We start from the raw sequence: 14769 nt of genomic DNA on the forward strand, positions 1-14769 counted from the left end.
TGCTCCCGTGGGACACCTCGACCTCAACTCCATCAGCTACACGCTCTCCGACGGGCGGCCGCTGCTGTCGGACGTCAGCCTGCGCGTCGGCGAGGGCGCCAAGGTCGCCCTGATCGGACCCAACGGCACGGGCAAGACGACGCTGACCAGGATCGCCACGGGTGACCTCGCCCCGCACGCAGGGGCCGTGACGATCACGGGCGGGCTCGGCGTGATGCGCCAGTTCATCGGCTCCGTGCACGACGAGTCGACCGTGCGCGACCTGCTGGTGTCGGTCGCCCCGACGGCGGTGCGCGCCGCGGCCGAGGAGGTCGACCGCACCGAGCTGCTGATGATCGAGCGCGACGAGGAGCGCGACCAGATGGCGTACGCCCAGGCAATCGTCGACTGGGGCGACGCCGGCGGCTACGAGCACGAGGCGATGTGGGACGTCTGCACGATGGCGGCGCTCGGCCTGCCGTTCCAGCAGGCGCAGTACCGCCCGGTCACCACGTTGTCGGGCGGCGAGCAGAAACGACTCGTGCTCGAGGCGCTGCTCCGTGGGCCCGAGCAGGTCCTGCTGCTCGACGAGCCCGACAACTACCTCGACGTGCCCGCCAAGCGGTGGCTGGAGGAGCAGCTCGTCGAGAGTCCCAAGACCGTGCTGTTCGTCAGCCACGACCGCGAGCTGATCGAGCGGGTCGCGCAGCGCATCGCGACGCTCGAGCCGGGCGCCGCGGGCAGCAGCCTGTGGGTTCACCCCGGACGGTTCTCGACGTACTACCAGGCTCGTCTCGACCGCAACGCCAAGCTGGAGGAGCGGCGGCTGCGCTGGGACGAGGAGCGGGCCAAGCTCAAGGCGCTGGTCATCATGTATCGCCAGAAGTCGACGTTCAACTCCGACATGGCATCGCGCCTGCAGGCAGCAGAGACCCGGCTCGAGCGGTTCGAGCGCGAGGGGCCGCCCGAGGCCGTGCCACTCGCCCAGAACCTGCGGATGCGGCTGGAGGGGGGACGGACGGCCAAGCGCGCCGTGGTCGCCGAGCAGGTCGAGCTCACCGGGCTGATGCAGCCCTTCGACCTCGAGATCTGGTTCGGCGAGCGGGTCGCCGTCCTGGGCAGCAACGGATCGGGCAAGTCGCACTTCCTGCGGCTGCTCGCCGGGGGCGGGTCGCGGCCCGACATCGAGCACGAGCCGGTCGGTGACGTCGTCCCGCCGCCGGTCGACCACACCGGCATGGCCCGGCTCGGGTCGCGGGTCCGTCCGGGCTGGTTCGCGCAGACGCACGAGCATCCGTCGTTGACGGGGCGCACGTTGCTCGACATCCTCCATCACGGCGACGGGCACCGGAAGGGCATGGGTCACGAGGGATCGGCCAAGGCGCTCGACCGCTACGGCCTGGCCAAGGCTGGCGACCAGGTCTTCGACCAGCTCTCCGGCGGCCAGCAGGCGCGCTTCCAGATCCTGCTGCTCGAGCTCGCCCACGCGACCCTGCTGCTGCTCGACGAACCCACCGACAACCTCGACCTGGAGTCGGCCGAGGCCCTCGAGGGCGCACTCTCCACGTTCGAGGGCACCGTCGTGGCGGTGACGCACGACCGGTGGTTCGCCCGCGGCTTCGACCGGTTCGTGGTCTTCGGTGCCGATGGCAGGCTGTATGAGTCGGACGAGCCGGTGTGGGACGAGACCCGAGTCGCGAGGAAGCGGTAGCCATGAGCCAGGACGTGTTCAGCGAAGGATTCTGGGACGAGCGCTACGGCGCCGACGCCGGGTCTGGAGTGGCCACCCCAACCCGCAGCTCGTCGACCGGGTCGCGGCGCTGACTCCCGGTCGGGCGCTCGACGTCGGGTGCGGCGAGGGCGCGGATGCGGTCTGGCTGGCCCGCCAGGGCTGGCAGGTCACGGCACTCGACGTCTCGGCGGTCGGCCTGGCCAAGGCAGCCCTGCACGCGTCCGACGCCGGGGTCGACGTCACCTGGCGCCGGGTCGACCTCGACGGCTGGTCGGGGGAGCCGGGGGCGTACGACCTGGTCTCGGCGCAGTTCATGTATCTCGACCAGCCGGCCCTCACCGAGCTGTTCAGGGCCCTCGGTGCCTCGGTCGCTCCGGGCGGCACGCTGCTGCTCGTGGGCCACCACCCGATCGATCCGCGCCACGGGAGCCACGAGTTCCCCGACGTCCGCTGGACGCCGGAGGACGCCGTGTCGTGGCTCGACGCCGACGACTGGTCGTCGATCGACGTCGCGACCATTCGGCGCGAGGGACACCTCGGCACGATGCACGACGGCATCGTCCAGGCGACGCGAGCCTGACCCCGGCGGCCTCGGAGGCTACCTTGTGGGCAGTTGTGCACGGCTCGTCGGGCCGGATCGGTACAGAACTGCCCAAAAACTGGTCAGCACGGGGACCGGCCTGCCCCGGCGGGTGACTAGCTCTTGGTGTCGTCGTCCTCGGCGGCCTCGTCGCGCTTGTCGAGGTCGTTGACGAGGTTGCGGAGCTCTCCGCGGATGAAGTCGCGGGTCGCGACCTCGCCGATGCCGAGGCGCAGGCTCGCGACCTCGCGGGCGAGGAACTCCATGTCGGCGTTGGCCTGGGCCGTGGCGTCGCGGTCCTGCTCCTGCGTGACGCGGTCCCGGGCCTCCTGCCGGTTCTGCGCGAGCAGGATCAGCGGGGCGGCGTACGAGGCCTGCAGCGACAGGATCAGCGTCAGGAAGATGAACGGGTACTCGTCCCAGCGGGGACGGTCGGGACCGTAGGGCATGTTCCACCCGATCCAGAACGCGACGAAGACCGTCATCCAGGCGATGAACGTGGCGGTGCCGAGGAACCGGGCCGTCGACTCGGCGAACCGCCCGAAGCGCTCGGGGTCGACCTCGCCGCGGCGGGGCCTGAAGGTGCGGCGGACCGCGCGGGGCTGGTCGAGGCGGGCGCGCTCAGCCATGGGTGACCACCTCCGCGTTGTCGGGGTCGCTCTCGCGCCAGCCTTCCGGGAGCAGGTGATCGAGGACGTCGTCGATGGTCACCGCCCCGAGCAGGTGCGCGTTCTCGTCGACGACCGGCAGGGCGACCATGTTGTAGGCGGCCAGCAGGTTGGCGACGTGCTCGAGCGAGGCGGTCGGACGAGGCCAGTCGATGCCGTTGTCGACGATCGCGCCGACGAGGGTCGACGGCGGCTCGCGCAGCAGCGCCTGGAAGTGCACGATGCCGAGGAACTTGCCCGTCGGTGTCTCGAGCGGAGATCGACAGACGTAGACCATCGACGCGAGCGCCGGGATGAGGTCGGAGTTGCGGATGCGGGCGAGCGCCTCGGCGATGGTCGCGTCGGCGGGCAGGACGACGGGCTCGGTCGTCATCATGCCGCCCGCGGTGCGCTCCTCGTACGACAGCAGACGTCGCACGTCCTCGGCGTCCTCGGGCTCCATCTGCGCCAGCAGCGCCTCGGCGGTGGCCGGGGGCAGCTCGCCCAGCAGGTCGGCGGCGTCGTCGGGGTCCATCTCGGTGAGGACGTCGACCGCCCGGTCGGGATCGAGGACGCCGAGGATCTCGACCTGGTACTTCTCGGGCAGCTCCTCCAGGACGTCGGCGAGCCGCTCGTCGTCGAGCTCGGAGACGACCTCCATGCGGCGCTTCGGCGCGAGGTCGCGCAGCGCGTTGGCGACGTCGGCGGCGCGCATCTCGTCCATCGTGGCGAGCAGGTGCGTGGCGCCCTGGCTGGTCTCCTCGCTGGTGAGGCCCTTGACCTCGTCCCACTCCAGCACCTGGTGCGGACCACGACGACCGAACCGCTTGCCGACGGCCTGGACGGCGAGGCTGGAGATGTACCAGTCGCGGCGGGGGTCCTGCTCCATGGCGAGGTCGTAGACGGTGCCCGGATTGCCGTCGGGCAGTGTCACGGTGCGGTCGAGGAGCTCGTGGATGGCGAGGGTCTCGGTGCTGCGCTGCTCGAACCTGCGCACGTTGAGCACGCCGGTCGTGATGATCTGGCCGGAGTCGAGCGACGTCACGCGGGTGATCGGCAGGAAGACGCGGCGCCGACCGAGCACCTCCACCACGATGCCGAGCACGCGGGGACGCTGCTTCGCGGAGCGGACGGCGACGACGACGTCACGCAGCTTGCCGACCTGGTCGCCCGCGGGGTCGAAGACTGCCTGCCCGACGATGCGGGACAGGAAGATACGTCCGGGCGTAGCGCTCACGCTCGAACTGTACCGGGGCGGCGCGGGCGCATCCGGGTGCGGATCGGCCCGACCGGCCGTACGTTGTTGGATGGGTCACACGTCCTTTGGGGGGGAACATGACACTCACCGTCCTCGATCGTCAGCACACGATCGCCAAGCCGGGCTTCAACCGCTGGCTCATCCCGCCGGCGGCGCTCGCCGTCCACCTGTGCATCGGGCAGGCATACGCCACCAGCGTCTACAAGGCGTCGCTGGTCAAGAACTTCGATGCGAGCCTGACGCAGATCGGCATCATCTTCTCGATCGCGATCGTCATGCTGGGCGTCTCGGCCGCCGTGTTCGGCACCTGGGTCGACACGGGCGGCCCTCGTCGCGCGATGTTCACGGCCGCGCTGTTCTGGTCGGGCGGGTTCGCGATCGGCTCGCTCGGCATCGCGACCGACCAGCTCTGGCTCGTCTACCTCGGCTACGGCTTCATCGGCGGTATCGGGCTCGGGATCGGCTACATCTCGCCGGTCTCGACCCTCATCAAGTGGTTCCCCGACCGCCCCGGCCTCGCCACCGGCATGGCGATCATGGGCTTTGGTGGCGGCGCGATGATCGCCAGTCCGCTCTCGGCCAAGCTGCTGGGCATCTACGACGACTCCTTCGACACCGCGACCGGCGTCGCATCCGGATCAGCGGTCGCCAAGCTCTTCATCACGCTCGGCGTCGTCTACCTCGTGCTCATGATGTTCGGAGCGTGGCTGATCCGCGTCCCGGCGGACGGGTGGAAGCCGGCCGGGTTCGACCCCTCGACGGTGAAGTCGAAGGCCCTGGTGACGACCGACAACGTCTCGGCTGCCAACGCGATCAAGACACCGCAGTTCTGGCTGCTGTGGGTCGTGCTGTTCTGCAACGTGACCGCCGGCATCGGCATCCTCGAGCAGGCGGCACCGATGATCCAGGACTTCTTCCGTGAAGGTGCCGACTCGACCGTCGCTGCTGCTTCAGCCGCAGGCTTCGTCGGGCTGCTGTCGCTGTTCAACCTGTCGGGCCGGTTCATCTGGTCGTCGACGTCGGACGTCGTGGGCCGCAAGAACATCTACGTCGGCTACCTCGGCCTCGGCATCGTGCTCTACGCGTTCCTGGCCTTCCAGGGATCGAGCTCGACGATCCTGTTCGCGCTCGTCGCGGGAGTCATCATCAGCTTCTACGGCGGTGGGTTCGCGACGGCGCCCGCCTATCTGCGGGACCTGTTCGGCACCTACCAGGTCGGAGCGATCCACGGACGGTTGCTGACGGCGTGGGCCGCTGCCGGTGTCGTCGGACCGCTGATCATCAACGGCTTCCTCGATGCTCGGGGCGAGCCCGGGCAGCTGAATGCGAGCGACTACCGCCCGGCCCTGCTGACCATGGTCGGGATCCTGGCGGTGGGCTTCGTCGCCAACCTCCTGATCCGCCCCGTCGCCGACCGGTTCCACGAGGAGAAGAGGCCCGTGACCAGCACGGCTGAGGAGTCGGTCGGCTCGGCCGCGCACGACGTCGCGGTCGACCAGGCCGGCCCCCTGCTCCTCGTCGCGTGGATCGTGGTGCTGGTGCCGTTGGCGTACGGGATCTACGAGACCGTGGTCAAGGCCGCCGACCTCTTCTGACCCAGCGCTGACGAGACCCTTGTGGCCCCTTGAGGAGACCGTTGCCGCCCTACGCAGGGCGGCAAAGGTCTCGTCGAGGGGCCGAAACCCTCTCGCCGAGGGGCAGGAACCCTCTCGCCGAGGGGCGGGAACGCTCTCGTCAGCGGAGGGGTCAGCTCAGGTGGGTGGGCTGCGGATGCTTCTTGTGCGCCTCGTCCGAGCCCGTCGGCGCCTGGCTCGCGCTGCTCTCGTAGGAGCCGTGCTGGGTGCGAGCGAGGTCCGACGCCGCCATCTTGATGATGACTGACTTGGACGTCGGCGTGTTGCTGCCGTCCGCGGTCGAGTCGAGGGGCACCAGGGGATTGGTCTCGGGGTAATAGGCGGCTGCCGACCCGCGGGGGGTGTCGTACGCGACGATGCGGAAGTCGCGAGCGACCCGATCGATGTCATCGTCGTCCCACCGGGTCGACAGGTCGACGAGGTCGCCGGCCGAGAAGCCCAACGACGCGATGTCGTCGGGGTGGACGAACACGACACGCCGGCCGCCCTCGATGCCGCGGTAGCGATCGCTCAGGCCATAGATCGTGGTGTTGAACTGGTCGTGGCTGCGCAGGGTCTGCAGGACGAGGTGACCCTGCGGCACGTGCAGGACCTCGACGGGCGAGACGACGAACTCGGCCGATCCCGACTTCGTGTCGAAGGTGCGGGTGTCGCGAGGCGGATGGGGCAGGACGAACCCGCCGGGTCGGTCGACCTTGGCGGTGTAGTCCTCGCAGCCGGCCACGACGCGGGAGATGTGGTCGCGCACGACGTCGTAGTCGTCGCGCATCGCGGACCAGCGGATGCCGTGGCGGTCGCCCAGGACCGCCTCGGCGATGCCGCAGACGATGGCAGTCTCCGAGCGCAGGTGCTTGCTGGCCGGCTCGAGGACGCCCCGCGACGCGTGAACCGCGCAGACCGAGTCCTCGACCGAGATGAACTGCTCCATGCCGCCGCGGACGTCCTTCTCCGTACGGCCGAGGGTGGGCAGGATCAACGCGGTGTCGCCGCACACCAGGTGCGAGCGGTTGAGCTTGGTCGAGATCTGCACCGTCAGCCGCGTCCTCGCCAGGGCGGCTGCTGCCACCGGGGTGTCCGACACGGCCTGCACGAAGTTGCCGCCGAGACCGATGAAGACGTGGGCGTGACCGTCGCGCATCGCTCGGATGCTGTCGACCGTGTCGAGACCGTGCTCCCGGGGCGGGTCGAAGCCGAACTCGGCCTGCAGCGCGTCGAGGAACTTCGCCGGCGGACGCTCCCAGATGCCCATCGTGCGGTCGCCCTGGACGTTGGAGTGCCCGCGGATCGGGAACAGGCCCGCGCCCGGCTTGCCGATGTCGCCGCGCGCGAACGCGACGTTGCAGACCTCCTTGATGGTGGCGACGGCGTTGCGGTGCTGCGTCAGCCCCATGGCCCAGCAGTAGATCGTCTTGGAGGAGGCGCGGATCATCTCGGCGGCCTGCGTGATCTGGGCCCGGGTCAGGCCGGTCGCGTGCTCCACCACGGCCCAGTCGACGGACGCGACGTGCTGCGCCCAGGCCTCGAAGCCGGTCGAGTGACGCTCGATGAAGTCGTGGTCCAGCGCGTCCCACTCCACGAGCAGCGACCCGATTGCCTGGAAGAAGGCCAGGTCGCCGTTGATCTTGATCGGCAGGTGCAGGTCGGCGATCTCGGTGCCCTTGCCGACGATGCCCCGGGGAACCTGCGGGTTGCGGAAGTTGTGCAGGCCCGCCTCCTTGAGCGGGTTGACCGCGATGATCTTGGCGCCGCGACGCTTGGCGATCTCGAGGGCGGAGAGCATGCGGGGGTGGTTGGTGCCGGGGTTCTGCCCGGCGATCAGGATCAGGTCGGCCTGGTAGACGTCGTTCATCGACACGCTCGCCTTGCCGATGCCGATCGACTCCGCCAGCGCGATGCTGGTCGACTCGTGGCACATGTTCGAGCAGTCGGGCATGTTGTTGGTGCCGAAGGCGCGCGCGAACAGCTGGTAGGAGAACGCGGACTCGTTGGACGCGCGGCCCGAGGTGTAGAACACGGCCTCGTCGGGGCTCTGCAGAGCGGTCATGTGGTCGGCGACCAGCGCGAAGGCCTCGTCCCACTCGATCGGCTCGTAGTGCGTGCCACCGGGACGCTTGACCATCGGGTGGGTGATGCGCCCCTGCTGCCCGAGCCAGTACTCGTCGTGGGAGTCGAGCTCCTCGATGCTGTGGCGGGCGAAGAACGCCGGGGTGGCCCGCTTCTTCGTCGCCTCCTCGGCGACGGCCTTGGCGCCGTTCTCGCAGAACTCCGCGGCGTGGCGGTGCTCGGGGTCTGGATCGGGCCACGCGCAGCTCATGCAGTCGAAGCCGTCGGCCTGGTTGAGCTTGAGGAGCGTCTTGGCGGTGTTCTTCACGCCCATGTGCCCGATCGCGCGCTTCATCGAGACGGCGACGGCCTTGACGCCGGCCGCATGGTGCTCCTGGTCATGGACCCGGAGCTCGTTCTCGTTGATCTGGTCCTTCGGCATGGAGTGCCCCCTGTTCGCTTCCATTGTGAGTCGGTATCGTGCTGCCCGCACCTTCGGGAGCGGTCAGCGTGAGAGTCGCGGGGCGGTGTGCCCGATCTCGGTGGTGATCTCTCCCGGCACGGCAGCGGTGCCGGTGGGGACCAGACGGACGACGACGGACTCGCGTCCCCAGCGCTCGACGGCCCCGTCGCTGTCGGCGAGGTTGAGCCGTCCGGTCTTCAGCGCGGTCGCGACGGCGTCCCAGTGCTCCGAGCCGGGCTGGACGACCTCGACGCGGGCCTCGGCCTCGGCCGCGAGGGCGCGGGTCGTCTTGCTGCGCAGCAGCAGCGTGACGGTCTGCTGGTCGGCGATGCCCGGCAACGCCTGCTCGGTGCCGCCGGAGACGACGCACACCGCGTCACCGACCCACTCGTGCCAGACGGCACGGCTGGCGCCGCCGAAGGAGACCCAGACGAGGCCCGACTTCTTGGCGAGCTCGGCGACGAGGTCGGTCGTGGTCATGCGGTCAGCACATCACATCGTCAGACCTGGGCGACGCGGGCGCTCCGGGGGACGGGCGTCGTGACCATCGTGGGCGCCGTCTCGGCGACGTCACGTGTGGCCAACGAGCGCACGAACGTGCCGATCTCGCCGATCGCGAGCCGTGCCTCGGGCACCCAGGACGCTGCCGCGTGGAACACGTGGACCTGCTTCTCCCAGACCTGCAGGTCGCACGGCACGCCCGCTGAGACGAGGCGGTTGGCCATCAGCTCGGCGTCGGCCATGAGCACCTCGCGTGACCCGACGTGGATCATCGCCGGCGGCATGTCGGCGAGCGGCATGTTGACCGGGTCGACGCGTCGTCCGACGATGCCCCGGCGGGTGTCCATGCGCAGCGACACGTCCGAGAGCTTGGCGACGGCGTGCATCGGGAAGGTCTGGCAGCGGTGCGCGTTGCGGTGCGCCAGCTTGCCCGTCGGGTCGAAGTCGAGCAGCGGCGAGATCGCGACGACCCCGGCGGGCCGGCCCCATCCTTCGTCGATGACGGCGCGCGCGACGCTGAACGCCAGGTAGCCGCCGGCGGAGTCGCCGGCGATCGTGATGTTCTCGGGACGGTAGCCCTGCTCGAGCAGCCAGCGGAAGCCGTCGACGCCGTCGGCGACCGACTCGGTGATCGGCTCGTAGGGCATCTGGCGGTAGCCGACGTTGAGGACCGGCTGCTTCGCGGCGAACGAGATGCGCGACACGAGGCGACGGTGGGTGTTGAGGCCACAGGTCAGGAACGCCCCGCCGTGGAAGTAGAGGATCGCGTGCTCGTTGCCGCCGTTGACGTCGGCGACGCCCTTGGCCTGCAGCCACTCGCTGGTGGAGGTCGGCAGGTCGACCGAGCGCCACATCGTGCCCTCGTGGACGGGCAGCAGCTTGGCAGCGTGCTCGACCACGTTGGGCGGGAACAGGTCGAAGGGGAGATGGGCCCAGAGGCCGAGGAGCGGACGCACGGTGTGGCGCAGGCCGAAGCCCAGCGCTCTCGACTGCAGACTTGCGCCACGGAAGTACTGCGGCTCGGCAGCGAGTGACAGGTGCGCCATCGTGATTTCCCTCCCTCAGGACCGTTCCCCGATGGACGGCCGTTTACGAATATGTCACATAGAGTGACTTGCGCCACACGTGGTCGTTAGCGTACTGCCGGTACGTACTCCCTCGCCTAAGGATTGCCGAATGTCGTTCATGCCCCCCACCGACTCCATGTTCTTGCTGGCGGAGTCCCGGGAGCATCCGATGCACGTGGGTGGCCTGCAGCTGTTCGTGCCGCCGGAGGGGTCCGGTCCGGAGTACGCCCGCGAGATGGTCGCGGCGTTCCGGGAGTCCGGCCAGGTCTCGCCGCTGTTCCGCAAGCGCCCCGCCGAGCCGGTCGGGTCGCTGGGCAACACGTGGTGGAAGGTCGACGAGGCGATCGACTTCGACTACCACGTGCGCCACTCGGCGGTGCCCCAGCCGGGACGCATCCGCGAGCTGCTGCAGCTGACGTCGCGCTGGCACGGCTCGCTGCTCGACCGCCACCGCCCGCTGTGGGAGGCGCACGTCGTCGAGGGCCTCTCCGACGGGCGCATCGCCGTCTACAGCAAGATCCACCACTCGATGGTCGACGGCGTCTCGGCGCTGCGGCTCATGCAGAAGTCGCTGAGCGAGGACCCTGACGCGCGGGACTGCACGCCGCCGTGGGGCGTCATGAGCCGGAGCGCCGGCGGCTCCAGGCGCGGCCTCGACCCGATGGGGCTGCTCCGCACGAGCGCCGGCGCCCTCGGCGACATCGCGGGGCTGGTGCCGGCGTCGATGCGCATCGGCAGCCAGATCATCCGCGACGGCGACATCACGCTGCCCCGGGCGCCGAAGACGATCCTCAACGGCCCGGTCGGCGGCGCGCGACGGTTCGCGGCGCAGTCGTGGGAGATCGAGCGCATCCAGCGGGTCGCGAAGTCGTCCGCCACGACGCTCAACGACGTCGTGCTCGCAATGGTGTCGGGCGCCCTGCGCGAGTACCTCCTCGAGCAGCACGCGCTGCCCGACGAGCCCATGACCGCGATGGTGCCGGTGTCGCTCGCCCTGCGCGCGGAGTCGGCCGGCACCGACGGGGGAGGGGGCAACTCCGTCGGCGCGATCGTGGTCAACCTGGCGACCGACCGCGAGCAGGGAGCGACCCGGCTGGAGGAGATCGCCTACTCCTCGCGACAGGCCAAGAAGATCATGGGCGACCTGTCGCCGACGCAGATCCTGGCGTTCTCGGCCCTGCAGATGCTGCCGCTGGCGCTCACGCCGGTGCCGGGGTTCGTCAAGTACACCCACCCGCCGTTCAACGTCATCGTCTCCAACGTCCCGGGCCCGAAGAACCCGATGTACTTCAACGGCGCCAAGCTCGACGGGATGTACCCGGTCTCGATCGTCCTCGACGGCCAGGCGCTCAACATCACGCTGACGAGTCGCGACAAGTACCTCGACTTCGGGCTCATCGGCTGCCGTCGGTCCGTCCCTCACCTGCAGCGGCTGCTCACGCACCTCGAGTCGTCCCTGGCCGAGCTGGAGAAGAGCTGGGGGTAGCGCGCAGTCGCGCGCTGACTGCGCCCCCGCCGGCCCGCCGCGGAGGGTGATCGGCAGACTGTCGGGGTGAACGCCTTTCTCGTCGCCGTCGCGATCCTCGGCGTCTCCGCCTCCGGCCCGCTCATGGCAGGGGCCTCCGCGCCGGCGTTGGCCATCGCGTTCTGGCGCAACGCCCTCGGGACGGCGGCCGTCGCGCCGTTCGCGGCCTCGCGCGCCAAGGCTGAGCTGGGCGGTCTCGACCGGGACGGGTGGCGCACGACGATCTTCGCCGGTCTCATGCTGGCCGCGCACTTCGCCACGTGGTGCACCTCGCTCAAGATGACCTCCGTCGCGGCCGCGACGGCGATGGTCAGCATGCAGGTGGTCTTCGTCGTCGTGATCGATCGCCTGCGCGGTGACGCGGCTCCGGTCGCGGTCGTGGTCGGGATCGGCGTCGCTGTCGCGGGCGTCCTGGTCATCACCGGCGTCGACTTCACGCTGTCGACCCGTGCGCTGACCGGCGACCTGCTCGCGCTCGTCGGCGGTCTCACCGCCGCGCTCTACCTGATGGCGGGCAGCCGGGTGCGCGAGCGCGTGTCGACGTCGTCCTACACGGTCGCCTGCTACGGCATCTGTGCCGTGACGCTGGCGATCGGCTGCCTCGTCGCGCAGACGGAGATGGTCGACTTCTCCGGCACGACGTGGGCCGCCATCATCGGCGTCACGATCTGCGCGCAGCTGCTCGGCCACTCCGTGCTCAACCACCTGTTGGCGGTCATGAGCCCCGGGCTGATCTCGCTCCTGCTCCTGCTCGAGGTGCCGGGCGCGGCGCTGCTCGCCGGCATCTTCCTCGACCAGACGCCTCCTGTCGGGGTCTACGTCGGGCTGGCCCTGATCCTGGCCGGTCTCGTCGTCGTGGTGACCCGTCGCACACCGCCCGAGGTCGTCCTCGCGGAGTGACGCGTGGGGGATGTCACGAGAGACTCCGCGCGACGTGCAGGTTACTAGTCGGTACAGTCAGCAGGTCACCGCCGCAGCAACCGTTGGGAGCCCACGATGGGTCGTCTGGTCAGCACTGAAGGTCTCACCGAGGATCAGCAGGAGATCCTCAAGCTAGTTCGCCAGTTCGTGGAGAAGGAGATCATCCCGGTAGCGACGGAGCTCGAGCACAAGGACGAGTACCCGACCGACATCGTCGAGGGGCTCAAGGAGCTCGGCATCTTCGGCCTGATGATCCCCGAGGAGTTCGGCGGTCTCGGCGAGAGCCTGCTGACGTACGCGCTGGTCGTCGAGGAGATCGCCCGCGGCTGGATGAGCGTGTCGGGCGTCATCAACACGCACTTCATCGTGGCCTACCTGCTGATGCAGCACGGCACGCAGGAGCAGAAGGAGCGCTACCTGCCGAAGATGGCCACCGGCGAGGTCCGTGGAGCCTTCAGCATGAGCGAGCCGAGCCTGGGCTCGGACGTCGCGGCCATCAGCACCAAGGCCACCAAGAACGACGACGGCTCCTACGAGATCACCGGCCAGAAGATGTGGCTGACCAACGGCGGCAGCTCGACGCTGGTCGCGGTCCTGGTCAAGACCGACGAGGGCGCCGACAGCGTCTACAAGAACATGACGACGTTCCTGATCGAGAAGGAAGCCGGCTTCGGCGAGACGGCCCAGGGCATCACGATCCCGGGCAAGATCGACAAGATGGGCTACAAGGGCATCGACACGACCGAGATGATCCTGGAGAAGCACCAGTCCTCGGCCGACCAGATCCTCGGTGGCGAGCCCGGCCAGGGCTTCTACCAGATGATGGACGGCGTCGAGGTCGGCCGCGTCAACGTCGGCGCCCGCGCCGTCGGCATCGCCAACCGCGCGTTCGAGCTCGGCATCGCGTACGCGCAGCAGCGCGAGACGTTCGGCAAGCCCATCGCGCAGCACCAGGCGATCCTGTTCCGCCTCGCCGAGATGGCCACCAAGGTCGAGACCGCGCACGCGATGGTCGTCAAGGCCGCTCGTCTCAAGGACGCCGGCAAGCGCAACGACGTCGAGGCCGGCATGGCCAAGATGGTCGCCTCGGAGTACTGCAACGAGGTCGTGCAGGACTCGTTCCGGATCCACGGCGGCTACGGCTACTCCAAGGAGTACGAGATCGAGCGCCTCTACCGCGAGGCGGCGTTCATGCTGATCGGCGAAGGCACGACGGACATCCAGAAGATGATCATCGGCCGCGCCCTCCTCAAGGACTACAAGCTCTGAGTCGAGCGGTCGCTGCTCGAGCCGTCAGAACCTGAGCGTGACGGTCTGGTCGAATGCCAGGCTGACACGCTCAGGTGCGGCGGGATCTCCGTAGCGGATGCTCGTGCTGGAGAACTCGTCGCCGACGTACAGCTCCATGGGGTCGTCGGCGCCGACCTCCCACGTGTAGGTGCGGTCCTGGTACTGCAACGTGTCGTCGGGAGCCCGTGCCGTCGGGTCCGTCCGCGCGGTGTCCAGCGGCTCCTGGCCGTCGAGCGTCACGTCGGGGGAGAACGTCGTCCGCCGGTAGGTCGTCAACCGCTGGTCCTGCGTGAAGGGGAACGCGAACGACCAGCGCAAGGGGCCGAGCAGCCGGGTCTCCACCGAGACGACGGCCCAGCGGCGTCCGGCGGGAGCCCACCCGAGCTCTGAGGTGTAGGGAAGCAGCGCGGCCGACGCGATGCGGCAGGTCGCCTCGCTGAACTGGACCCGGGGCAGGGCGCCTTCGGGCTCCAGCTCCCCGCACGGTCGCTGGGGCACCGGGCCGTCGACCGTGGGCTTGTCGTACATCGCCGCGGCACCGCCGGGGGTGCGGTCGCCCGAGAGCAGGTCGACGGACTGGGCGACGCCGTCGTACTCCGCCTCGAGCAGGACCTGCTCGGGGTCGCCGTCGATCGCGACGAAGGAGGACCGGCCGGTGGAGGGGAGCACCGAGGCAGGCACCCGGGTCGCGTCCTTGCCGCTGCCGTCCTGCACCTCGTAGGGGCTCTCCAGGGGATAGCGGGCGTCGCCGACGACGAGCGTGAACGTTGCCTGCTGGGCGTCGCCCGTCGGACGGCTCTTCGGGAGGATCGACGTCGCGTCGCGCAGGTAGAGGTCGAAGCCGATGAAGCCTCCGTCGGCCGGCGGCGCGGGCACGGGCTCCTCGATGCCGTCGACGTCCTCGAGGTCGTCGAGGACCGGCGTCGACAGGATGTCGATCGTGCCGACGGGCAGGTTCAAAGACGTCTTGCTGTCCTCGTCGACCCGGTAGTCGTAGGCCACGACCTCGCCGGGCGCAGCGCGATTCTCCGGCTCCGAGCAGGCGGCCAGCGTGGTCGCTGCGAGCAGCAGCGGGATGCTCCCGAGGAGCGCGCGTCTCATGGTGACAACCTATCCGTCGTGCCGGCCG

At 69.5% G+C, this 14769-nt stretch carries 12 protein-coding genes; 6 read left to right on the plus strand and 6 right to left on the minus strand.

What is annotated here, in order from left to right; genetic code table 11:
- Nucleotides 1-7 precede the first annotated feature (7 nt).
- Nucleotides 8-1690, plus strand: a complete 1683-nt coding sequence (locus HQK15_RS08705; protein WP_173490958.1) for an ABC-F family ATP-binding cassette domain-containing protein — start codon at nt 8-10, stop codon at nt 1688-1690.
- Nucleotides 1638-2291 carry a class I SAM-dependent methyltransferase gene (locus HQK15_RS08710; protein WP_217361372.1) on the plus strand — a complete coding sequence of 218 codons (654 nt, stop codon included), beginning with the start codon at nt 1638-1640 and terminating at the stop codon, nt 2289-2291. The genes HQK15_RS08705 and HQK15_RS08710 overlap by 53 nt, the downstream gene beginning before the upstream one ends.
- 116 nt (nt 2292-2407) lie before the next feature.
- Here the strand turns inward: HQK15_RS08710 and HQK15_RS08715 are convergent, their stop codons facing one another.
- Nucleotides 2408-2920, minus strand: a complete 513-nt coding sequence (locus tag HQK15_RS08715; RefSeq protein WP_173490959.1) for a DUF1003 domain-containing protein — start codon at nt 2918-2920, stop codon at nt 2408-2410.
- The gene (locus tag HQK15_RS08720) at nt 2913-4175 is read right to left on the minus strand and encodes a magnesium transporter MgtE N-terminal domain-containing protein (protein WP_173490960.1); all 1263 of its coding nucleotides are present in this window, start codon (nt 4173-4175) and stop codon (nt 2913-2915) included. The genes HQK15_RS08715 and HQK15_RS08720 overlap by 8 nt, the downstream gene beginning before the upstream one ends.
- Nucleotides 4176-4273: 98 nt before the next feature.
- Here HQK15_RS08720 and HQK15_RS08725 point away from each other — a divergent pair, with 98 nt between their 5' ends.
- Nucleotides 4274-5791 carry an OFA family MFS transporter gene (locus HQK15_RS08725; RefSeq protein WP_173490961.1) on the plus strand — a complete coding sequence of 506 codons (1518 nt, stop codon included), beginning with the start codon at nt 4274-4276 and terminating at the stop codon, nt 5789-5791.
- A gap of 151 nt (nt 5792-5942) precedes the next feature.
- Here the strand turns inward: HQK15_RS08725 and HQK15_RS08730 are convergent, their stop codons facing one another.
- From HQK15_RS08730 to HQK15_RS08740, 3 genes are all read right to left on the minus strand, one after another.
- A complete protein-coding gene (locus tag HQK15_RS08730; RefSeq protein WP_173490962.1) occupies nt 5943-8315 on the minus strand; it encodes an FdhF/YdeP family oxidoreductase in 2373 nt (790 codons plus the stop codon).
- 63 nt (nt 8316-8378) lie between these two features.
- Complete coding sequence (locus tag HQK15_RS08735; protein WP_173490963.1) at nt 8379-8816, minus strand: hypothetical protein; 438 nt, start codon at nt 8814-8816, stop codon at nt 8379-8381.
- Between the two features lie 20 nt (nt 8817-8836).
- Nucleotides 8837-9883: an alpha/beta hydrolase gene (locus HQK15_RS08740; RefSeq protein WP_173490964.1), complete on the minus strand. Its 1047-nt coding sequence runs from the start codon at nt 9881-9883 to the stop codon at nt 8837-8839.
- A 130-nt stretch (nt 9884-10013) separates the two neighbouring features.
- Between HQK15_RS08740 and HQK15_RS08745 the strand changes: the two genes are divergently transcribed.
- The 3 genes from HQK15_RS08745 to HQK15_RS08755 all read left to right on the plus strand — a co-directional run bounded on the left by HQK15_RS08745 (nt 10014) and on the right by HQK15_RS08755 (nt 13619).
- The gene (locus tag HQK15_RS08745; RefSeq protein WP_173490965.1) at nt 10014-11390 is read left to right on the plus strand and encodes a WS/DGAT/MGAT family O-acyltransferase; all 1377 of its coding nucleotides are present in this window, start codon (nt 10014-10016) and stop codon (nt 11388-11390) included.
- Nucleotides 11391-11456: 66 nt separating this feature from the next.
- A complete protein-coding gene (locus HQK15_RS08750; RefSeq protein WP_173490966.1) occupies nt 11457-12329 on the plus strand; it encodes a DMT family transporter in 873 nt (290 codons plus the stop codon).
- A gap of 96 nt (nt 12330-12425) precedes the next feature.
- Nucleotides 12426-13619, plus strand: coding sequence for an acyl-CoA dehydrogenase family protein (locus tag HQK15_RS08755; protein ID WP_173490967.1), 1194 nt, complete (start codon nt 12426-12428; stop codon nt 13617-13619).
- A 24-nt stretch (nt 13620-13643) separates the two neighbouring features.
- On the opposite strand, the gene HQK15_RS08760 is transcribed toward HQK15_RS08755, so the two are convergent.
- A complete protein-coding gene (locus tag HQK15_RS08760) occupies nt 13644-14741 on the minus strand; it encodes a hypothetical protein (RefSeq protein WP_173490968.1) in 1098 nt (365 codons plus the stop codon).
- Nucleotides 14742-14769: the final 28 nt, after the last annotated feature.

Origin of the sequence: Aeromicrobium stalagmiti, from assembly GCF_013283745.1 — a bacterium.
GTDB classification, from domain to species: domain Bacteria; phylum Actinomycetota; class Actinomycetes; order Propionibacteriales; family Nocardioidaceae; genus Aeromicrobium; species Aeromicrobium stalagmiti.